Origin of the sequence: Microcoleus sp. B6-A1 (assembly GCF_036705085.1) — a bacterium.
Classification (GTDB): domain Bacteria; phylum Cyanobacteriota; class Cyanobacteriia; order Cyanobacteriales; family Microcoleaceae; genus Microcoleus.
The window spans coordinates 96,431-119,629 of the sequence record NZ_JAUBTU010000004.1; the positions used below are offsets into that span (position 1 = coordinate 96,431).

Annotated in this window: 13 protein-coding genes and 1 other RNA gene; 4 read left to right on the forward strand and 10 right to left on the reverse strand. The window is 46.0% G+C overall.

Annotated features, from left to right (window positions below):
* Nucleotides 1-9: 9 nt before the first annotated feature.
* A complete protein-coding gene (locus tag QUB11_RS02440) occupies nt 10-258 on the reverse strand; it encodes a hypothetical protein (RefSeq protein WP_333389617.1) in 249 nt (82 codons plus the stop codon).
* Nucleotides 259-477: 219 nt separating this feature from the next.
* Between QUB11_RS02440 and QUB11_RS02445 the strand changes: the two genes are divergently transcribed.
* A complete protein-coding gene (locus tag QUB11_RS02445; protein WP_333202804.1) occupies nt 478-1,593 on the forward strand; it encodes a fatty acid desaturase in 1,116 nt (371 codons plus the stop codon).
* Between the two features lie 390 nt (nt 1,594-1,983).
* On the opposite strand, the gene QUB11_RS02450 is transcribed toward QUB11_RS02445, so the two are convergent.
* Entirely contained in the window at nt 1,984-3,732 is a 1,749-nt protein-coding gene (locus tag QUB11_RS02450) for an ABC transporter ATP-binding protein (protein ID WP_333202865.1), read from the reverse strand.
* Between the two features lie 626 nt (nt 3,733-4,358).
* On the opposite strand from QUB11_RS02450, the gene groL reads away from it, so the two are divergent.
* Nucleotides 4,359-6,050, forward strand: coding sequence for a chaperonin GroEL (gene groL / locus QUB11_RS02455; RefSeq protein ID WP_333084624.1), 1,692 nt, complete (start codon nt 4,359-4,361; stop codon nt 6,048-6,050).
* 401 nt (nt 6,051-6,451) lie between these two features.
* Here groL and QUB11_RS02460 read toward each other — a convergent pair whose 3' ends face one another.
* From QUB11_RS02460 to QUB11_RS02470, 3 genes are all read right to left on the reverse strand, one after another.
* On the reverse strand, nt 6,452-6,709 hold the full coding sequence (locus QUB11_RS02460; RefSeq protein ID WP_050813024.1) for a DUF2811 domain-containing protein: 258 nt from the start codon (nt 6,707-6,709) through the stop codon (nt 6,452-6,454).
* A gap of 493 nt (nt 6,710-7,202) precedes the next feature.
* Nucleotides 7,203-8,711, reverse strand: a complete 1,509-nt coding sequence (locus QUB11_RS02465; protein WP_333202808.1) for a cryptochrome/photolyase family protein — start codon at nt 8,709-8,711, stop codon at nt 7,203-7,205.
* Between the two features lie 104 nt (nt 8,712-8,815).
* A complete protein-coding gene (locus QUB11_RS02470) occupies nt 8,816-9,391 on the reverse strand; it encodes a class I SAM-dependent methyltransferase (RefSeq protein WP_333389619.1) in 576 nt (191 codons plus the stop codon).
* 733 nt (nt 9,392-10,124) lie between these two features.
* On the opposite strand from QUB11_RS02470, the gene QUB11_RS02475 reads away from it, so the two are divergent.
* Entirely contained in the window at nt 10,125-12,170 is a 2,046-nt protein-coding gene (locus tag QUB11_RS02475; protein WP_333202812.1) for a sensor histidine kinase, read from the forward strand.
* A 45-nt stretch (nt 12,171-12,215) separates the two neighbouring features.
* On the opposite strand, the gene QUB11_RS02480 is transcribed toward QUB11_RS02475, so the two are convergent.
* The 5 genes from QUB11_RS02480 to QUB11_RS02500 all read right to left on the reverse strand — a co-directional run bounded on the left by QUB11_RS02480 (nt 12,216) and on the right by QUB11_RS02500 (nt 20,810).
* Nucleotides 12,216-13,463, reverse strand: a complete 1,248-nt coding sequence (locus QUB11_RS02480; protein WP_333202814.1) for a Gfo/Idh/MocA family oxidoreductase — start codon at nt 13,461-13,463, stop codon at nt 12,216-12,218.
* 117 nt (nt 13,464-13,580) lie between these two features.
* A complete protein-coding gene (gene rnc / locus QUB11_RS02485; protein WP_333202816.1) occupies nt 13,581-14,294 on the reverse strand; it encodes a ribonuclease III in 714 nt (237 codons plus the stop codon).
* 133 nt (nt 14,295-14,427) lie between these two features.
* An RNA gene (gene rnpB / locus QUB11_RS02490) (RNase P RNA component class A) lies at nt 14,428-14,861 on the reverse strand.
* A gap of 459 nt (nt 14,862-15,320) precedes the next feature.
* Complete coding sequence (corA, locus tag QUB11_RS02495) at nt 15,321-16,505, reverse strand: magnesium/cobalt transporter CorA (RefSeq protein ID WP_333202818.1); 1,185 nt, start codon at nt 16,503-16,505, stop codon at nt 15,321-15,323.
* 69 nt (nt 16,506-16,574) lie between these two features.
* Nucleotides 16,575-20,810 (reverse strand): PAS domain-containing protein, encoded by a 4,236-nt coding sequence (locus tag QUB11_RS02500; protein ID WP_333202820.1) that lies wholly within the window; start codon nt 20,808-20,810, stop codon nt 16,575-16,577.
* An 854-nt stretch (nt 20,811-21,664) separates the two neighbouring features.
* Here QUB11_RS02500 and hemG point away from each other — a divergent pair.
* On the forward strand, nt 21,665-23,152 hold the full coding sequence (gene hemG, locus QUB11_RS02505) for a protoporphyrinogen oxidase (RefSeq protein WP_333202822.1): 1,488 nt from the start codon (nt 21,665-21,667) through the stop codon (nt 23,150-23,152).
* Nucleotides 23,153-23,199: the final 47 nt, after the last annotated feature.

Below are 23,199 nucleotides of genomic sequence, written 5' to 3' on the forward strand. Positions count from 1 at the left end.
TCCTTCAAATTATATTCTCAAGGAGTTGATCCAAAATCCTCTGCGCTTCTGGATGTTGTGCCAGCTTTGGTTTCCGGGGCGGGCGGTTTGTCGATCGCCCCTATAGCCCGCCAATAAAAAGTTTTCGCCAGTATCCCAACTTTTGAGCGTGCGATCGAGTTGGGGGTAGAACCCGGTACAGTAAAGTGTGGCACAGACGATGCAAGCAAAAATAGCGGCATACATCACCGAAGGTCGATCGGGCAACCAATCAATCATATTAATGCCTTCCGGTGCAGCTATTTGTTCGGCTGCTAACAGGCTTCACAGTTTTTTTTGTAAACAAACCAGAGTTGTGATAACCTCATAAATGTGCAAAAATCGGTTCCCACAAAAAAAACCTTTGGAAGAAACGGGGAAAGTCCGGGGTAAATCCGTCGCTGTCCCCCAACTGTGATGCTAAGCTAAGCACTTATCCACACACCATAGATATCCTGAATGAAAAGCGCGATTAAAAAGTCGGATTTTGTGCTAACTCCTTATATGAAAAGCAACAACTTTAAAGCTAGTTGCCAAATACTCAATACAGTGATTCCTTATACATTTTTATGGTTTTTAGCCTTTAAAGCTGCTGCCATTTCTGTATTCCTGCTGCCGCCAATAATGGTGTTGATGACACTTTTTTCAGGACGTTGTTTCTCTTTGATGCACGATTGCGGACACTATTCTCTTTTTAGTTCCAAAAAAGTCAATCGCCTTATGGGTTTTCTGCTAGGTATCATCAATGCGATTCCTCAGTACCCCTGGTCGAGGGGGCACGCTTATCACCACAAACATAATGGTAATTGGGATATGTACCGAGGCCCTTCGGCGTTGATCTCCACCGAAAAATTTGCGGCGCTAAGCCCCTTTAGTCAAAAGATATATCAGTTACTCAGATACCCATTGATGCTGTTTCCCGGTGGCTTTTTCTATCTAATTATTAAGCCCCGACTCGCGCTAATCTTGGGAATTACTGGTTTTATCAGACATATTTTTGCTTGTCTCAATCAAGATTTGGGCATGGGTATATCTGCAATCATTGCTTCTTATAAATCCAAACATTGGTATACGACGGCTGAGTTTTGGGATTTACTGTTCAACAATATTTGTGTTGTTGGTAGCTGGATTTATCTGAGCAACTTACTGGGGTTTGGCTTTTTCTGGAGTGTTTACTCAATTGTCATGACCTGTTCTGCGGCAATATTTATCTGTATTTTCTTTGTACAGCATAACTTTGAGGGTTCTTACGCCCACAAAACAGAGGGCTGGGACTATCTGCTGGGCGCAATAGAAGGCAGTAGTTACCTAAAATTACCGACTATTCTCAATTGGTTTTCTGCTGATATTGCTTACCACAATATTCATCATCTCTCTGAGCGAATACCTAACTATAATCTTCGGGCTTGTCACAATGCTAATATTCACCTGCTGGCTAATTCAAAATCCCTAACAATTCGCGATATTCCTGACTGCTTCCAATTCATTCTTTGGGATGCTGCTTCAGATAGTCTGCAATCGATTAAATTATTTCAAGAAGCAGAAGAAATTCCATTCAGTAATGTAGCTAATTAAAATCGGTTAGCAATAAATTTGGTCGCTTTTTTAGCACCAAAATCCTATGATTAGGGATGCAGTTAGTGGGAGCAATTTTAACAGTAACTTTCCTAGTTAACTAGGTGGTTACAAATAAACATTAGATGGGTCGGGCGGGTTTAGCCGGGAGCTATGCTAGCAGCCAATTTATTCTCACAAAACCCGCCCTCCTCGTGACCAGTTTATTTGCACCAACCTACTTATCTAGGGTCTAAGTATAGATGACTAAAAGTATTTATCATATGATGTCCGATCGCCCATAATACAATTGCCGGGGCGGGTTTGTGAGATTGTCCGTTTTTGGCAAATATTATTGGTGAACCCGCCCCTACAGGAATCAGGGTAATCGACCGGACATGATATCCTTTGTCAATGCAGCAATTCCTCTAATTTTTGCTGGTTCCACAAATACTGATAAAGCCCTGTTTGCCCTACCAATTCAAGGTGAGTGCCACTCTGAACTATTTCTCCTCTCTCCATCACAAAAATGCGATCGGCACTGGCCGCCGCTGACATTTGATGGGAGATAAAAATTACTGTTTTGCGATCGGTTCCCGTTGCCAAGTTTCGCAAAATGTCGGTAGCAGTTTGATTGTCAACACTGGAAAGAGCGTCATCCAAAATTAACACCGGGGCGTCAACTAACAAAGCGCGAGCAAGTGCTGTCCGCTGCCGCTGTCCGCCGGATAAAGTAATGCCGCGCTCGCCGACAACTGTTTTGTACTGCTGCGGAAAGTTGAGGATTTCGGCGTGAATTTGTGCTTGTTTTGCCGCGGCTTCAATCTCCGGCTGTTCCGCTAAAGGGTTTCCGTAGCGGATGTTATTCTTGATGGTAGTGCCGAACAGAAAACTTTCTTGCGGAACGTAGGCGATCGCCCCGCGCAATTCGGTCAACTTTACCTTGGTAATATCCTGTCCGTCTACAAATAACTCGCCCGGATCGATATCTAGCAAGCGTGGCAGTGCATTAGCTAAAGTTGATTTTCCTGAGCCGATCGCTCCCACAATTGCGACAGTTTCTCCCGGTTTTATGGTAAAATCAACATCTTTAAGCGCGGGTGTCTTAGCACCGGGATAAGTATAATTTAGATGGCGAGCCACAATTTCTCCTTTGACTGGAGTTGCCAGTTCAACTGCATCGGCAGTATCCTTAATTTGCGGTTCCACAGTCAGAATTGATTCGATGCGATCGACACTCACTTCTCCCCGCTGGTAAGCAGTAATTGTGAAACCCAACAGCGCCGTCGGAAACACCAAACGCTCGACATAAATCAGCAACGCCACAAAATCGCCAATGCTAATTTGACCATTAGCAATTGCCCCGCCACCAGCAGAAAGCAGCACCAACAAACTAATGCTTGCCAAACCGCCCAGCAGCGGAAAAATAAAGTTTCTAGTTTTTGCTAATTCTAAATTTGCTGATAGCAACTTCGCATTGGAATTGCGAAAAGCTCGGCGTTCGTTCTCTTCTTGAGCGTAGATTTTAATTACGGACATCCCGCTCATATCTTCCTGAATTAAATCGCTCATCGCCGACAATTCCTCTTGCACGGCTAACTGTTGGATGCGAAGTTTGTCGCTAAATAACTGTACCAAAACCAGCATTAAAGGATAAACGGCGATCGCAAACAGTGTCAACCTTACATTAATCCCCAGCATCACCGGCAAAGTCAAAGCATAAGCAAAAGCTGTATTCGCCAAACTCAGCACCGCAAACCCCACCAAGCGCCGAATATTGTCCAAATCGGAAGTAGCGCGGTTAATTAAATCTCCTACCGTATTGGCTGCAAAATAAGACGGTTCTAATGTTAATAAATGATTAAATATTTGCTGTTTGAGGTCAAATTCGACTTGACGCCCGACGCCAAACAGCAGAATCCGCGAAACCATCCGAATTACCCACATAATTGAGGCGAGAATCAGAATTAGTCCCACGAAGTTGAAAACTTCGTCAAATTTTGTCGCAATTTGCAGAGTGTCAACTGAATTCCGAATCAGCAGGGGAATGTAAACGCCCACAGCATTGACAACTAATAGCGAAAAAACGCCCCAGAAGGTTGGTTTCCAGTGCGGGCGCATATAAGAGCCGAGTTTTTGCAGTCGAGAATAACGAGCCATAGGAAGAAGGAAGAAGGAAGAAGGTTCGGCAACGAGCAATGTACGGGATGTAACGGATGGATGCTGAAGGAAGAAGGAGTTTTCCCCAAGGTTTTCAGCAATTAAGAACGTGCTAATAGTCTTGGCGGTTGCTATAGGGATGATAATTAAATAAAATCCACTTTTCATGACTGTTGTGGGGTGGGGGTGGCGCCCGTGTATTTGGGGCGGGCGGGACGCCCATCCCACAAGAAAAAAGGGAAATTATTTAATTGACGATCCATAGAAGGTAGAAATCTGAAAAAAGAATAGAAGCTCTATCGAAAGGTAGATGACGGAAAACACAAGTTAAGAAATTTTTAATAAAAATTCTGCTTTGGGATAACGCGCCATCAAAATTAGGTTTTGACCTCAACCAAAACCTGAGTATATCGATATGTAACAAACCACATTATATCTGTGGGGACACGAGATATGTGGGGACACGGCAATGCCCTGTCCTTAGCCACCCGGAACGATCGCCCAAATCCCAATCCGCCCCCGCAATCCCGCCGAGCGTTGAGTCGCGCTACAATCAAAAATCGATCGACTTAGCACTCAGACTCAGAGAGTGCTAAATTTGCTAATGTAAGTGATTGGAGACAAACATGACCAAAATAGTTGCATTTAGCGACAAATCTCGGCGGGCACTAGAACGCGGCGTCAATCAACTCGCCGATGCTGTCCGCATCACCTTGGGCCCGAAAGGCCGGAATGTCCTATTGGAAAAGAAATACGGCGCTCCCCAAATCGTTAACGACGGTATCACCGTTGCTAGGGATATCGAGCTCGAAGACCCCCTGGAAAATGCTGGCGCTCGCTTAATTCAAGAAGTCGCCTCCAAAACTAAAGATATCGCAGGCGACGGCACAACAACCGCAACGGTTCTAGCTCAATCCCTCATTCGCGAAGGTTTGAAGAATGTCGCTGCAGGCGCAAACCCAGTCGCGCTGCGCCGGGGTATTGAAAAAACGATCGCCCACTTGGTGCTGGAAATCGAGAAATTGGCGAAACCCGTCGAAGGGGCTGCAATTGCTCAAGTCGCCACTGTCTCCGCCGGTAACGACGAAGAAGTCGGCGCCATGATTGCCCAAGCCATGGAAAAAGTCACGAAAGACGGCGTAATTACTGTTGAAGAGTCGAAATCTCTGACAACGGAATTGGAAGTGGTCGAAGGGATGCAGTACGATCGCGGATATCTTTCTCCGTATTTCGTCACTAACACCGATCGCATGGAAGTTGAGTACGAAAACGCTCGCATCCTGATTACCGACAAAAAAATTAGCTCGATTCAAGAACTAATTCCAGTTCTCGAAAAAATCGCCCGCACCGGTCAACCGCTGCTAATTATCGCCGAAGATATTGAAGGCGAAGCTTTGGCAACTCTGGTAGTCAACAAAGCCCGCGGCGTATTGAACATCGCAGCAACGAAATCTCCTGGTTTTGGTGAGCGGCGCAAAGCTATGCTTCAAGATATCGCCGTTCTCACTGGCGGTCAACTGATCTCCGAAGAAGTCGGACTCAGCATCGATACCGCAACCCTAGAAATGCTCGGTACCGCCCGCAAAATTACGATCGACAAAGAAAACACGATCGTTGTTGCTGGCGAAGAACACAAAGCTGACGTGCTAAAACGGATCGAGCAAATCCGCAAGCAGCTAGAAGCGACGGATTCCGACTACGACAAGGAAAAGCTAACCGAACGCATCGCCAAACTCGCCGGCGGCATCGCTGTAATTAAAGTCGGCGCAGCTACCGAAACCGAGCTCAAAGACCGTAAACTGCGTATTGAAGACGCTTTGAACGCTACTAAAGCTGCTGTGGAAGAAGGTATCGTTGCCGGCGGTGGCACGACGCTAATTCACCTGATTACAAAAATAGATGCGATCAGAAATACTTTAGACGCCGAAGAACAAGTAGGCGCTGACTTGGTGAAGAAAGCTTTGGAAGCACCTTTGCGTCAAATCGCTGATAATGCCGGCGTTGAAGGTTCGATCGTCATCGAACGAGTGCGGGCGAGCGAATTCAACATTGGCTACAACGCACTCACCGACGTGTACGAAGATATGATTGCCGCCGGGATTATTGACCCGGCTAAGGTGGTGCGATCGGCTTTGCAAAATGCCGGTTCCATCGCTGGTATGGTTTTGACCACTGAAGCTGTGATTGTCGAAAAACCCGAGAAGAAAAAAGCCGGCGGCGACATGGGCGACATGGGCGGCATGGGCGGCATGGGCGGCATGGGCGGCATGGGCGGCATGGGCGGCATGGGCGGCATGGGCGGCATGGGCATGATGTAGTCTTCAGCCATTAGTTTGTAGTGTGTAGACTGCGCCATAAGCACCATGCGTGTAAACAAGCGCGTCTTATGTACTACCCGTCTACTGTTTGACGATTAAGGCAGTTTATCCCCCCGGCATCCCCTGATTGTCCGGGGGGATTTTTCATTCTCTTGTAGGGGCAATCCCCCCGTGGTTGCCCCAATCCCCCCGTGGTTGCCCCAATCCCCCCGTGGTTGCCCCAATCCCCCCGTGGTTGCCCCAATATTTGAAACACCGATTCCCTCGTCAGTGGAGGGGGTAGGCACGGGGAGTAGGGGTAGCACTACCCCTACAAAATCGCGATTTTCGTGAGAATGAAACCGCCCTGCTTCTTAAGGGACATGCAATGGGGCTCGGCATTAAGCTATAAGCGATAGTTCTCAGGACGAGGGAGTTACATTGTTGCTGTGCAAGTCTTGAGGAGATTGAAACAGAGTTTCGAGATAAACTCTCGCAGCCTGGCGATAGCTGCGCGAAGCTTCAGGCGTACCGCTATCGGCATTCTGCAACAAAAACAGCGACAGGGCCGCGCAAAATACTCGGTCTAGATCCCATTCGGGATGGGTTTCTAGGTAAGTTTTGAGAGAATCGTGCAGCGTTTCGGGAATTTCAGCAAAAATACTGACTGTTGGGTTGATCATTTTGTTTAGTCTCGCTAATAAATTGAAAACAGAACCCCCCTTCGGCCGGATACAGGTGCAGGCACAGCCGAAATCAGAGCGCTTTTTTTTAGGTCGGTCGCATCATTGTGCGCTATGAGGGGGTGGGTTTGTCAATGTTGCGAAATATTACAAAGTCCTTTAGATAAAAAAAAGGTTTACCAAAGAATCAGCTTTTTAGGGCATTTTTTGTTACATATCTTTATGTGTTGGGCGGTTTATGAGCAATTAGCCAGCAAGTTAAGGAAATCCCCAATTCCCCAGCAAGATGCTACCGTGCCGTTAATTTCTGTGGAAAACTTTGTGGGATCTGTGGAAAACCTCAGACTTGCCTGTGGAAACGCTGTGGAATGTTTAGGGAAAAGTCAGGGAAAAAATAAGAATTGCAAAGGGCATGGGGCATGGGGCATGGGTAGCAAATAACAAATGACTGCTGACTACTGACTACTGACTACTGACTACTGACTGCTGACTAATGACTTCCTAAGTGCCACTCTGCCGCTTTTTGGCGGATGGTTGCCAATTCTTCCGGCGGCATTTTGTCGAGATTGGCTAAAATAAAGCTCATGCGACCGATCGACTGAAGTTTGTCCCGGTGGCGCGCTAGGAAATCCCAGTAGAAGAAGTTGAAGGGACAGGCATTTTCGCCCGATCGCACAGTGCGATCGAATTTGCACCCCCGACAATAATCGCTCATTTTATTAATGTAATTGGCAGAAGCAGCATAGGGCTTCGAGGCCAACACACCGCCGTCAGCAAACAAACCCATGCCCAGCACATTAGTCTGCATTACCCAGTCATAGGCATCCACAAACGCACTGTGGAACCATTTTTCTAGCTCCTGGGGCGAGATTCCCGCAATTAGACCAAAATTGCTCAAAATCATCAACCGCTGGATATGGTGCGCGTAACCGCTGCCTTCGACTTGAGTTAAAACTTGGCGCAAACAGTTCATATCTGTTTTACTAGCGTCCCAAAAAAACTCCGGCAGCGGCTGAGTGTGGTTGAACCAATTCTTTTCAAAATAATCAGCATCCACGTAAAAATACACACCGCGAATGTATTCTCGCCAGCCCATAATTTGGCGGATAAAACCTTCGACGCCGTTTAAATTTAAGTTTTTTTCGAGGTAGGCTGTTTCGGCGGCTTGAATAACTTCTAAAGGATGAAGTAATCCAATATTGAGATACGGAGAAATTAGGGAATGCCACATTGTTTCCTCCCCCGTTACCATCGCGTCTTGATAAGGGCCAAAAGCGGGGAGACACTGTTCGATGAAATTATCTAATACTTGCAGTGCTTGCTCTCGTGTAACCGCCCAGCGAAAAGGTTCAATGTTTCCGTAAGTTGGGAAAGATAGAGACTTAACTTGTGCGATAACTTCTTGAGTTATGGCGTCTGGTTCAAACCAGAGAGGTTTCGGGGTATCCAGTTTTCCTTTGGGTGGCTGACGATTTTCTTTGTCAAAATTCCACTTCCCTCCCACAGGTTTATTGCTGCTATCCATTAAAACTTGAAAACGTTGGCGGCTGGCTCGATAGAAGTCTTCCATTAACAAACGTTTGCGGCTTGAAGCCCAATCTTTGAATTCTGTTTCTGTCCAGAGGAATTGATTGTTGGGAATTAGGGTTATTTGACAGGGGAGTTGCAAGTTTTGAACGAGCTGTAAAAAAGGTCGATCGTTCGGAGCCATCACCCGCACTTCGGTGATGTTGTGAGCTTGTATCCAAGCTTTGAGAGGTGCTTCAAAGTCCTCCGATTTTGTGTAAGTAACTTGCCATCCACTGCCGCGCAATTCTTTAGCGAAGTGCCGCATGGCCGACCAAATTAATACTAATTTTTGTTGGTGGTAGCGCCGCTGTTGAACGTGCTGCCAAGATTCAATTAAAATTATCGGTAGGGAGGGTTTATCATCTGTGCGGTTGAGAGCAGCTTGGTTCTCCCACAGTTGATCGCCTAATATCCAAACGCCAACAGTCATTTTACTTGTTTTTTAGTGAAACTTATTTTTTACTTTTTATGATGCCTGGTGGTCTAGTCAAGAAACTTAATTTATTGACAACTCACAACTCATAAGTTTTCAGGTTATCCTGAAAACTTACTAGAGCATAACATTGATTTCCAAAGATAGGGACACCGACCAGCAAATTTAAATTTTATGTCCGTGTATCCTTCAGATGTTAATAACTTGGTCAGCGTATCTACTGAGAAAAATTTAATGTGACCGTTATCCCAAAGCACGGTAAAATGTTTATCTAGTTGGCCAGAAACCGCTAAAGCCAGATTTTTTAAATAGCCGTGATAGGGTGTGGAAATAATTAGTCTTCCTCCCGGATTGAGGCATTTTTTTGCAGTTTTTGCTAGTTCTTTAGGATAAAGCAAGTGTTCGATTACTTCAATAGCTAAGACAACATCAAATGAGTTCAGAATATCGGTATCTGGAAGGTCGTAAATATCTGCTTGGATAAACTGACAATCGGGGAAACTTTGACGGGAGATGGCAATTCCGGGCGCAGAAGTGTCAACGCCGACAACTTCGCAGCCGTGCTCTGCGATAACGTGACTGAGGCTGCCATTGCCGCAGCCGAGATCCAAAACTCGGAGTTTTGTCTTGCTGGTCTGCTGAAGTGTCGCCAGCATTTCTAAAAGGGGAGATATCAAATATGCGTGATGATATCTCGGACGGTTGTTTGTGTAATAATACGTATAATTGCTAAAGTTTTTTTTCATTGATTAAGCTATGGAGATTATTGCCGAGACCGCGAATTTACGGAGCGTGGGTGCACTGTTTGGGCCAAGGTTCCCCACATTAGGGTTGTCAGAGTCGATCGGCAGCTCGATCGTCTCATTCTTTTTGTTTGACCGGTGAATTATTGTCACCGAATCAATCGGATGGCAAAAGAAATCTTTGACAGGATGCCAAATCTCGCATCGCCCATCTCTGGCCCATCTCTCGAAGGCATTCGGAAAGAAAAAGTCCGATCTAGCAAGAATTATCTCTGTACACTAGCCGGAAACCGAACTTTTTGCCTGTTAATTTGGGGTGAAGGCATCTATGCGATTCTAGCTTCAAGCAACTGCGGTATGTCCACCCGACGCTTTTTCCAGCCGGAAAAATGTGCCTTGGGGCGATGGGGCGCAAGTCGAGCCGAGAATTGAAGAGGGAAGTGTGACCTAGATCACAGGCAGTTGCCAAACAAATTGCTGAGTATCTTTAAGTCCACACACTTAGAATCGAGATTACTACAGTGGCTTCTATAATTGTGTTTAAATGTTGTTCTGAAGCTGTGTTGTCCAGTCAGCAGAGCCCCCTAGACAGATTCGCGCTTTCGGTCTGGTTTATTTCACTTTAATGGTCGCTGTTGGGTGTTGCACCTTAATTTAGATATTTCCTATGGTTAAGTTAGGTCAATCCTCCTTTCGCCGTATTTTACTGTCGCGGATTTTGTTGCTCAGCGTACCGGTTCTACTGGTGGGGGAGTATGTTACCTATCGCAAGGCACGCTCGACGCTTCTGGAAACTGCTCGTCAAAACTTGACAGAAAGTGCAGTCAGAAAAGCAGAAACTATTGAACAGTGGGCGAAATCGCTGAAGTCGAATCTGATCGGCGCTTCGGAAAGCTCGATGTTGCAGTCGGTAGATCCGAAGGATTATCAAAAGTTTATCGCCCAATTAGGGCAGCGGTTGCCAGCGCAGGTTGATTGCTTGCAATTGACTAATTTAAAGACAAATCAAGTGATAGCAAGCACTTGCGGGCAGCAGCCGATTCAGTCGTTGCCGGCAAAATTTTGGCCGCCCGTACAGCAGCAGCAAACGCTGCTGGACGAGAAGAGCGTTTACATCAGTCTGTCCTTACCTCCGCAGCGACAGGGGACAGCAAACGATCAGAAGGTGGCTTTGGGGGCTGAGGATTTTCCCGATGCGGGTAAAGAAGGCTCCGATAGCCAAGCGAGTTTGGTGTTGAGCGCTCCTGTTTACATTCGTCGTGGCAATACCCTGCAGTTGAGTTATGCTTTGAGTTTGCAGTCGGCATTGCCTGTGCAAACCAGCGCTCCCAAGGGTTCTTTAGCCGGCTATACGGTGGCGATCGATCAAGATGGGACGATTTTGGCGCACCCGAATATCAATCGCGTGGGCCGCAATATTGACCAAGAGGCAGATGCCGCTCGACTAAAAAGTATTGTCAGAAGGGCGATCGCCGGCGGACAAGCTTTTCTCCACCTATTTTCCTTTGAAAGAAATGGTGTAGAGTTGCTAGCAGGATACGCCGCTATCCCGAGTCCTTCAACTACACAGGAGAACAGCAAGTGGATTATTTTAGCTGTCTCTCGTTTAGATTACGCTCTGTCTGGTTTGGAAGAAATTCAGCAAGTTTTATTTAATTTAATTGTAGGTTTGGTTGCTGCTAGTATCATCGCGACTTTATATCTGTCTCGCGACTTGGCGCGTCCTGTGGAAAAACTGAGAGACTACGCGATGAAAGTAGATACAGAAGCGTCGCAGACAGTGCCACAAAATTTCCAAATTAGGGAATTCAATCAACTATCAGAAGCACTAAACAGCATGGTGCAGGGTCTCAGATCCAGGGCAAAAGCATTGGAAGTCGCAACCAAGGAAGCGCAAGTTGCCAATCAATTAAAAAATGAATTTTTGGGCAATATTTCTCACGAGTTGAGAACGCCCCTCAACGGGATTATTGGTTTTATTCAAATTGTGCGGGACGGCTACTGCGATGACCGAGATGAAGAAATGGAATTTTTACAGCGGGCCCACGACTCGTCAATGCAATTGCTCAATATTATTAATGATATTTTGGACATTGCTAAAATAGAATCCGGCACCTTCTCCATGATGTTAGAAGTAGTTGACATTACCCAGGTACTTGAAGACGCGATTGATTTGCAAGCGGCTCCAATCGAGGAAAAAGGCTTGAAGTTAAGTTTGCCAGAGCCTCATGATCCGATTATTGTTCATGCCGATCCGGAGAAGCTAAAACAGGTGTTTTTAAATGTTTTGAGCAATGCCGTTAAGTTTACAGAGTCGGGGAGCATTAATATATCTGTGCGACTAGAATCGAGGACTAATTCTGGTAGTTTTAACGGCAGTGGGGAAACTACGACTGGCATCAGCGGTCAAAGCGATTGGGTGGTGGTGAAAATTAAAGATACGGGAATTGGTATCGATCCCGAGCACCAGCAGAAATTGTTTCAACCTTTTGTGATGGCTGATGGTTCTACAACTCGCAAGTTTGGCGGTAACGGTTTGGGCTTGGCTATCTCGCGAAGGATAATGGAATCTATGATCGGAAGCATTACCCTGCACAGCGCGGGCGTGAATCAAGGTACTACGGTGATGATTTCTTTGCCTGTTAATCAGCAGTCAAGTTTTTATTTTCACAGCCCGGACTTAGTAACGGAAAAGGGACATTTCAAAAGTTGAGGAGTGATTTTCCCAATCTAAAATCTAAAATCTAAAATCTAAAATCTAAAATGGTATTAGGGGCTGTCCGCCGAGTTCGAGGGATTTGCTCAAAGTGCTGAGAATGCGGATTAATTCGACGGAGGCGGAGCCGGAAGAGGTAAGACAGGGGGTATTTGTTTGCACGCAGTTGAGGAAGCGATCGCACACTCTCCTCAGCGGTTCTACTGGTTCTAAACTCAACACTTCGCGGTGTCTGATGCTTGTTCGCTGCGGCGCGATCCTCTTCGTTGGCGTAGCCCCCGTAGGGGCGGGCTTCGCTAACGCACTTTCAAAAGAGTTATTCTCTTCCCCCCCGCAATTGTGATTGCCGCGCTGCAAAATCAGGGGAGTTTCTGGCGACATTTCATCAAAAATCAAGGTTCCCAAACTGCCAACAACTGTTAAGCGCCGTTGTTTGTCGGGATTTAGCCAGCACAGGTGAATAAATGCTTGAAATCCGTCGGGATAGGTAAGCGTTACCCAAACCAAATCTGCTAGTTTTTCTGCAGGATTAGTAGTCAGCAGTGAATGAGAAAATTGATTTTCAATTTCTGCTGCTTCTTTATTTATTCCTTGTTCCTTGTTCCTTGTTCCTTGTTCCTTGTTCCTGACATCCATTACATCCGTTACATCCGTTACATCCGTTACAGAATCCGTTGCCCAACTTCCTTCTTCCTTTGGAAAAACAGTGCCGATCGCCCTTACTTCAATTGGCGTTTGTTCCAACCAAGTATTGAAAATAGCGATATCGTGAACTGCCAAGTCCCAAAGGGCATCAACGTCATGGCGCACCGGTTCAAAATGCGTGCGCTGGGCGTAACCGTAGCGCAATTTTCCCAGTTGATGCTGTTGAATAATTCTTTGGCCTCGATCGACTGCTGGATGAAACAGATAAGTGTGGTCAACGAAGAGTTGCCGCTGCTGTTTTTCGGCTAATTGACAGAGTTCTATGGCTTCAGTGAGGTTGAGGGCGAGGGGTTTTTCTGCTAAGACGTGGTAGCCTTGTTTCAGCGCTGCTGCTGCGAGGGTGTAGTGTGTGGAAGCTGGAGTGGCGATCGCCACAGCTTGCAGTCCCGGCAAGGCTTGCACTTGAGACCAATCGGTAGCTAGAATCACCGAGGCATCAAGATTAAACTGTTTTTCAACGGCCGCCAATGACTCTCGATTCGGGTCTACCACCGCTAAAACTTCGCTGTTGGGATGTTCTAGAAAGTTGCGAATGAGGTTAACTCCCCAGCGGCCTGCACCCAATACAGCTATTCCGATTTTCATTAATTATAATTTCAAAAATCGCACATTAATTATAGCATATTTTGTTATTATTATCTATGTTTTAACTCAAAAAAATCACTGTTGACTGTTGACTCTTGACAGTCAACCGTCAACTGACTACTGACTACCAACTAATTTATTGAAAGCTACCTGAGCCGCTGCTTGTTCGGCCGCTTTGATCGATCGACCTTTTCCCTCTGCTACCAACTTTCCCTGAATGAGAACTGCTGCGGTAAAACGATCCTCCCCGCCCTGCACTGTCCCGGTTTCTTGCACGCTATATTTGGGCAAAGTTTTGTATTTGCCTTGAGTCAACTCTTGGAGAGCAGCTTTGTAGTTTTGGCGGGCCGGATCGCTGCGGATTTCTGTCGCTAAGCGTTGAAAGTGAAAATCTAGCCAAGGGCGAATTAATTCTAAGCTCTGGGTACTCAAATAAAGCGCAGCCAGTACCGCTTCCAAAGCATCGGCCAGTCGGGGTTCAGCGCCTGTTTTGTCCGAGGCGGCGCTGCTGGAAACAATTAAATAGCGATCGAACCCGTAACTTTCAGCGATTTTAGCAAGAATGCGATCGCTCACCAAGATCGATCGAATAGCAGCAAATTCTCCCACTGTACAGTCAGGATAAGTCTCAAACAACAATTCCGACGCAGCCAGCCGCACAACTGCGTCCCCGACAAACTCTAGTTGCTCGTAATTCGCCTTAGCTGACGCGCTCGCATGAGTCAAAGCTAAATCGAGGAGATGCCATTTTATCGAAGCATTCTTCGTCAGTCCCAATTTTTGAATTACTGTTTCAAGTTGCTTTTGGCGACCCGGATAAATTAGATTCATAGGGCATTGGGCATTGGGCATTGGGCATTGGGCATTGGGGATGTATCTGGTGTATCTCACCTTATTCTAAAAATATCTAAAAATTCTCCCACTCTCCCACTCTCCCCCTCCCCAAGTCTGGGATTTTTGGGGGGGAAAAAGTCGGACATAAGCCGGGTTCTGTTCTCTCAACTGCAAGCAGTTTTCGAGGGCAGTTATCTATCTGGGACGCCTGTTACCAGACGCCTCAAGCGGTACCAAAAAACGGAACTGGTAAAAAACCAACCATAGTCCCTCCGACCTTGCTCCCAACTGGGGTTTACCGAGCCAGCACCTCTCGATGCTGCTGGTGCGCTCTTACCGCACCTTTGCACCCTTACCCCCTAACACTTTGCGATTTTCGATGCTTGATTTTTGATTCAATCTCAAATCTCCAATCTCCAATCTCAAATCGGGGGGCGGTATCTTTCTGTGGCACTATCCTCACGATCGCTCGCACTGGGCGTTACCCAGCAAGTTTGGTTTTTCGGGAGCCCGGACTTTCCTCAGACAAGCTTTCGCTAATCCGCAACCGCCTGCGCCTACTTTTTCCCCAGATTTATTGTACGCGATCGTTCGTCAATCAATTTGGAATTTTAGATTTACGATTTTAAGTTGTCGCCCACTTAATTTGAAAATTTGTGTTTATTCAAACTGGGAGCATCTCATATTTGTAAAAACACTTCTTCTTCGTCCTTCCTTCTGACTCTTTCCTCCTGACTCTTGACTCCTGGCTCCTAACTCCAATTTTGGGCTAGGCTGCTTTCATTGAGATGCTCCCATTCAAACTCTTGTGCGGTGGCCACGAAAGCCCGCCCAACAATTAAATTGCCATGCAAATCCCCTTAAATTCACTCACGGATGAATCAGGAGGCTGAAAATTTGGGAATTATGATGCAAGGATTTATGAAACGGCTTCAACTAGAGACAGGAAACCTTTTTACCTAACAGGATTTTGAATTATTCAATCCTCAATCCAAAATCTCAAACCTCAACTCTTAAATCCGGTTACTTTACTGAGTCATCTTTCACCACAGTAGAAAAATTATCAAACCAGCCGCGTCGCCAGAAGAAGTAAACTAAAGCCGAGGCGATCGCTAGCATAAGTGCCCAACAAAGCGGATAGCCAAAATACCAATTCAGTTCCGGCATATTCAAGGGCGATTTCTCTGTATTGAAATTCATCCCGTATACTCCCGCCACAAAAGTTAGAGGAATAAAGATACTAGAAATTACTGTCAGCAATTTCATAATTTCATTCATTTTATTTCCCACAGATGACAGATAAACATCCATTAAACCCGAAGACAACTCTCGATAGGTTTCCACCATATCCATCACCTGCACCGTGTGATCGTAACAGTCGCGCAGGTAAATTCGCACCTCTGGACTAATCAAATCACTGCTATCTCGAATCAAAACATTAATTGCATCCCGCTGCGGCCAAATTGCGCGGCGCAGCGTCAGCAGTTCTCGCCGGATTTTATAAATTTTTTCCAGGGTTCTGCGGGTGGGGTTCTCCACCACTTCATCCTCTAGTTCTTCTATGCGCTCTCCGTAGACTTCTAATACTGGGAAGAATCCATCTATAATCGAATCTAACAGAGTATAAGCCAGATAATCGGCTCCGTGTTTCCGAATATTTCCTTGTCCTTTACGAATGCGATCGCGCACGGGGCCAAAGCAATCATAGTCCGGTTCTTCCTGAACTGTTAAGAGGTAATGTTTACCCAAAATTAAACTAACTTGTTCTTTATGAAACTTATCTGAATTCGGCTTAAGTATCACCATCCAGGCAATGATTAAAATGTGATCTTCGTAATCTACCACTTTAGGGCGCTGTGGTACATTAACCACATCTTCTTGAGCCATAAGATGCAAATTAAATACTTGGCCCAGGTGGCGCCAAGTTTCTTTGTTTCCTAATCCCAACATATCAACCCAAGAAACAGATGCTGTATCTAAATAGGCCGAAGCTTCTTGAGGGTTTGCCAAGTTGGCGCGAGTAGCTGCTGTGTCGCAATAGTCAATTAATACAATCTCCGGGGGCGGCGCATCTGGTTCTAAGTCGAGAGTTCCCGGCGGAGCCCCCGGATCATCATAAAAATAGTCAACATAGGAATCATCATCATCTTCTTCTTCTTTAATTTGTTTTGCAACTGCACTAGAAGTATGTATGCTTTTGTATACCATGCTAATATTCCTGACTTTTAGTATCTTTAATTAGGTTATCATTTTTATCGTACAACTACCCATTACCCATTACCTCTGCCGAATTGGAATCTCGATCGCAAATTCAGTTCCCTCACCCGGCGCGGAAATGCACTGCAGCGTCCCTCCGTGTCTTTCCACCACAATCTGATAGGAGATAGACAGTCCCAAACCTGTACCTTTGCCTACTGGTTTAGTAGTAAAAAACGGGTCAAATACCCGACACTTAACAGACTCTGCCATGCCACACCCGTTATCTGAAATTACGATCGCCACCCGATTATTCTCCAACACCTCCGTGCGAATCCGAATCCAAGGCAATGTCTCACAACTTAAAGGTAAACTATCAAAATCTTGCCGTTCCTCTTCCGAATAACTCGCCAATTCCAACTTCCTATGCCTGACATTCGCTAAAGCATCAATCGCATTATTTAAAATATTCATAAACACTTGATTTAACTGTCCCACGTAGCACTGTATCTGCGGCAATTTCCCATATTCTTTAACTATTTGAATATGACGAGTTCTGCCATTTTCTTTAATCTTGTGTTGCAAAATCAACAGAGCACTGTCTATTCCTTCGTGAATATTAACACGCTTAAGATCTGATTCTTCCAGGCGGGAAAAGTTACGCAAAGACAGAACTATTTGGCGAATGCGATCGGCTCCAGTTTGAATTGAAGTCAGGAGGTGCGGGAAATCCTCTTTCATGAATTCCAGTTCTATTTCTTCTGCCAAATCTTGGATAACCGCAACAGGTTCCGGGTAGTGTGCCTGGTACAAACTGCACAGTTCCAGCAAGTTTTTCGCATACTCACTAGCGTAAGTGATATTACCATAAATAAAACTGACAGGATTATTGATTTCGTGAGCAATTCCCGCCACTAGCTGTCCCAAACCAGACATTTTTTCCGCTTGAATTAGTTGAGCTTGAGTCCTACCTAATTGTTTCAATGTTTGCTCTAACTGGCGATTTTTATGTTTTAATTGAGCTTCGGCTTGTTTGCGCTTGGTAATATTGCGAGCTAGAATAATAATCTGATCGGAATTAAACGGCAACAGTCGGGCTTCATAAGTTGTTTCTCCTTCCGACATGGAAAGCGAATATTCTATATCGATGGAATTTCTTGTTTCGGAAACTTCAAAGATTGCTTGGGCAAATTGGCAGGCGACATTGTGTGGCAATATGTCTGTCATTCGTTGACCCATAAAATGTTCGGGAGGTACGTATAAACTCGAGGAAGTTCCTGACAAATAATCCACGATTATACCGTCAGCATCTAGTCGAAAATACAAATCAGGTAAAGCGCGAAAAACAGCTTCTAACTCTAAAGTTTTTTGGCGCAATGCTTCCTCGGCGTAGTACCGATCGCTAATATCAAAAATCACCCCGTCCAAATAGCAAACGTTTCCATCTGCGTCGAACATAGGAGAACCTTTATCCCACACCCATTTAACCGTGCCGTCTGCTGCTAGCAAGCGATATTCCAAGTTATAAGACTCTTTTTTTTCTATGCTTTGCCGCATAGTTGCTTCTACTTTTGCCAAATCTTCCGCGTAAATAATGCTAGCAAAAGTCCGGTTTCCCCTGTCCAAAACCCAAATAAAATCTGCCGCATGGTAGCCCGTTAATAAGTAAACGGCATCGCTAATAAAATTAGTCGAAAAATCGCACTTCCAGCGATAAACCACTCCGGGAATATTAGCTACCAAAGACCTAAATCTTGATTCACTTCTACGCAAAGCTGCTTCCGATTCATGTCGTTCTGTAATATCGTGAGCGAAAGCTAGCACTGCAAATACATTACCCTCAGCGTCGCGCAGGGGAAGTTTTTGGGTATCAAAAATATGTACTGAACCGTCAGCAAGAGTTGCCGGATCGCAGGGATTGTGGATGATTTCGCCGGCCATTACAGCAGAGTCGTCTGTGCGGAATCCTCGGATATTTTTGGCCCAATTCCCAAACACGAGTTCTTCTGAAAATCCTAATTCTAAATCAGATTTGCCAATAATTTCTTCGACGGTTTTACCAATTGCTTGAGCGAAACTCTTGTTTGCCAAAATACAGCGAAAATTTTTGTCTTTTGCCAAAATCCAGTCGCTAGTTTTGTCTATTACTGTACGCAGGAGTTGTTCGGAACGTTCGGTTTTTTCCAAAGACGCCTGCAGTTCTAGTTCTAGGCACTTGCGGGTAGTAATGTTTTCAAAAGCAACACCGACGCAGTTGTTGGGTAATGGAAAAGCTTTAATAGAAAAAGCGCGAGTTATGCGGCCACCTTCATCGCACTCAATATCTTCAAGTTCTACGGCTTTCTGGGTGCGAATTACCGAAGCAAATGCTTGGGGAATGTTTTTCGATCGCAGATGGGGAAAAATCTCGTCGATTGTCATTCCCAAAACATCCGCCATTTCTAATCCGGTAAACTTGGTAGCAGCGGGATTGGAGGCGATCGCCCTGAGAGTGCTGTCATCGTCTATATTTTCTAAATGGTAGACGTACAAACCAATTTGCATATTCTCGACAATTTGGTCGTAGAGGCGCACGCTTTCGTCTACCTGCCTGCGTTCGGTAATATCTTCAGTAATCCCCAAAACGTACTGAGGACGCCCTGCAGCGTCGAGAATTGGCACTTTGCGGGTGTGCAGTATTCTCATACCTTTGTGGCGAGTTTGGATCGGCTCTTCGGCTATGTCTTTAACAGTAGATTGGTTGTGCTCACCGGTCAATATTTCCCTGTCTTGAGCAGTAAAAACATCAGCTTGTTCTTTGGGGTAAATATCGTAGTCATTTTTGCCGATCGCCTCTTGAGAGGTAACACCTGCGATCGTTTCTCCCGCTTTATTCCACAGCACAAATTTCAGCGAAGAAGCATCTTTAGCAAAAACCCCCACCGGCAGATTTTCTACTACGGAATTGAGGAACCCTCTAGCTGATTTTAATTCAGCTTCGGCACGCTTGCGTTCGATGCCTAAAGCGATGACATCAGCAACCGATGCTAAAGTTTCCTGAAAAGGTGCTGTCAGCGGCTGGCTGCTGATAATTACCATGACTCCCACCAGCCGTTCTTCGACTATCAAAGGGTAGCCGGCGAAGGTGAGAATTTGCTTGGGAATTTGGCAATTTGTCGGCTTTTGACTGGTGTTGATAATTGCTAATTCGGAACTTTGCGCCTCTGTTGCTTTCGGGGATTCTTCCTCTGGGAGTCCAAAATTATTCAGTTCAAATCCGCAGTCAAATTCCGGTTTTTGCTGTTTGGCGATCGAGTTAACCTTACTTTCAATAAAGCTAGCCCGATCGTCTGTGCGGCTGTAGATTCCCGATGCTGCTTGCAATTGGCAAACATTATGTTGAGAGTTGAAAGTCCAAATTTCAGCCGAAGCGACATCGAGATTTCGCACCATTGCCTCGCAGCAGGGAAGCAGGATATCTTGAGGGTGTTTGGTGAGAGCAATACCCACATCGGCTACCATTGCTGTGAGGCGAGAAGCTTGGGCTTTTTCTGCTTCCAGCCGTTTGCGATCGGTGATATCTTCCACCAAAGAAAGCACGGTAAAAGTGTCGCCACTGCGAATAATCGAGTTGAACCAGCGACACCAAATCACCTGTCCGCTTTTAGTATAGTTGCGGTTAATTGAAGTATTACCGTTGCCGGTGGCTAGCTCAAGCTCGATCGCGCTTACAGCCTCTCTATCTTCCTCGCAAACCAAAGCCAAATCACCGAACTGCTTGCCCATCATATCATCGGATGTCCAGCCAAAGATTTCCTCGGCGCGTTTCGACCACTGAATGATCCGAAAATCTTCATCCCAGCCTACCATTGCCAGCGGACTGTTAGCTGCATTCAACCACAGTAAATGGTTCGATCGGCGCAACTGTTGAGTTTTCTGCTGCTGCCAGCGGTAATGCCTGGTGATATCTCTACCGACGCCCAAAACCCGCATCTGCTTGCTAGAGGCATCCACCGCTGGGGTGTAAGCAGTTTCGTAAATTTTAATCCCGCCGTCTGCCGTCGTCACCTCATGAATTGCCAGCCTTGTTTCCCCGGTAATAAATACTTGTTGCAGGCAACAATCAATCTGCGAGATTATATTTTTGACAGCCGGATTATTAGGATATAATTTCAATAATTCCTGATTAGTTTTGTTGAGTATTTCAGCAGGCTCCAATCCCATCCAACCAGCAGCAATAGGATTGATCGATAAATAATTTTGCTGTCGATCGCACTCTAGGAAAGCATCAACAGAGTTAGAGAAAAAAGACTGAAACGAGTTGATAACTTCCTGCATGGGTATTTTTTCATGAGAAAAGCTTAGTATTACGGAAACCTCGTGTCTTTAGACTCATACCTTGCACTATTTTCAATAAGCTTTTATGGGCGGGCAGGATGCCCAACCCACAAGAAATTAGCTATTTGTGGAACAGGCAAGATGCCTGTTAAGCGAGAATGGTGCAAGATGTGAGTAGATTGATCGAGGTAGCACTCATCAGGCCGTTTTAACTGCCTTGAATATAGATTATTGCTACAGGCGGATACTCGGTCACTTGGTACTTTTATGCTCTACTTTCAACGGAACAATTACCGTTTCAAATATTTCACCTGCGATCGCATAGCAGCTTGAGCTACACCCATATTTTTGATAACCTAATCAGTTAAGACGATAGCTGGTCAACTATGTCTTTTGATTAGGGCATAAAGCCCCATCTCTTCCGAGCGGGGTGCTGACTTGCTTAAGCTCTCAAATTTTCCTAAAGTTAGTTTAACCCACTCAAATCTTTTTGGACACTGTACTGCTGCGTTTCCCGGTGCAATTTTCGGCGCTGTTCCCTATAATACAAAAATTTTAAACAAATAGTATTTTTGGGAATATAGCTTAATAACAGCAGATGGTCTTTTTTTACACCAGACCCAGCGGATACAAAAGCGAGATCGAGAGACGGGGAGACGGGGAGACGGGGAGGTGGGCAGAGGTTAATCCACAACCTGCGAGAAAAATGCTTAAGAAATGCCCGACAGCTTCCCAATTCCCGATTCCCAATTCCCAATTTGGTAATCTGAAAGCGGTTTGGCAGTACGCGAAGCAAAGAACGCAAGCCGTGCAAAGCCATGTAACATAAAGATTGCGATATTTTTCTATGTAATATGGAACTATTAGATACCTTGATTGTGGGTGCGGGTATTAGCGGTTTGAGTTTGGCGCACGCACTTCACAAGGAAGCAACGAATCCATCCTCGCTAAAGATTTTAGTCGCTGAGAGTCAGGGACGTGTGGGCGGGAACATCACCACTGTGACAGCGGGGGGGTTTCTCTGGGAGGAGGGCCCGAACAGTTTTTCGCCGACGCCGGAATTGATGAAGTTGGCTGTGGATGTGGGATTGAAGCAGGAGTTGATTTTTGCCGATCGCAAATTGCCTCGTTTTGTGTATTGGCAAAAAAAACTGCAACCGGTGCCGATGACTCCACCGGCGATGATTCAGTCTCAGTTACTGAGTTTTCCGGGAAAACTGCGGGCGTTGTTCGGGGCTTTGGGGTTTGTCGCGCCGGCAATGGGCGATCGACTTTCGCAGCAGGGTGACGAAGAAACTGTTTCTCAATTTTTCCGCCGTCATCTGGGCACGGAAGTGATGCAGCGGTTGGTGGAACCTTTTGTATCTGGGGTTTATGCCGGCGATCCGCAACAACTTAGCGCGGCGGCGGCTTTTGGGCGGGTAACGAAGATGGCTGATCTCGGTGGCGGGCTGGTGGCGGGGGCGCTGCTTTCTGCTAGGAAAAGACCCCCCCAACCCCCCCTTACCAAGGGGGGGCTAAAGACTGTTGCAGACCCGAATGTTCCTAAAACTAGGCCGGGGGAGTTGGGTTCGTTTAAACAGGGGTTGAAAGCTTTGCCAGAGGCGATCGCTGCTGAATTGGGCGATCGACTGAAACTCAACTGGCATCTGACTCGCCTCGATCGTACACAACGCGAAACTTATATTGCTGTATTCTCCACGCCCGACGGACAGCAGGAAGTTGAAGCGCGTACCGTGGTTTTGACCACGCCGGCTTATGTTACAGCCGATTTGTTGCAGCCTCTGCAACCAGAAGTTAGCAGCGCTTTACAAGCTTTTACTTATCCTACGGTTGCCTGCGTTGTATTAGCATATCCGCACTCAGATGTCAAGGGTAAATTAGTAGGTTTTGGAAATTTAATTCCGAGGGGGCAGGGAATTCGCACTCTGGGGACGATTTGGACATCAAGTTTATTTGCTGATCGCACGCCTGCAGGCTGGCACACTCTCACCAGTTTCATCGGCGGGGCTACAGACTCGGAAATTGGCAATCTCGACTCAGAAGAAATCGTTCGTGAGGTGCACCGAGATTTGTCTCGGATTTTGCTGAAACCAGATGTGCCACAGCCCAAAGTTTTAGCGGTGAATGTGTGGAAGCGGGCGATTCCTCAGTACAATTTGGGGCATTTCGATCGCCTGCAACAAATCGATCAAGGCTTAAAATCTTTGCCGGGGGTGTATTTGTGCAGCAACTACGTTGGCGGCGTGGCTTTGGGAGATTGCGTGCGAAGGGGTTTCGATCGTGCACGAGAAGTGGGCGAGTATTTGCAGAACAAACAATCAGATACTCGATCGATCTGAATTCTTGTGTGGGGAGGGCGGGTTTACCGAAAAAATGGGTTTAAAGC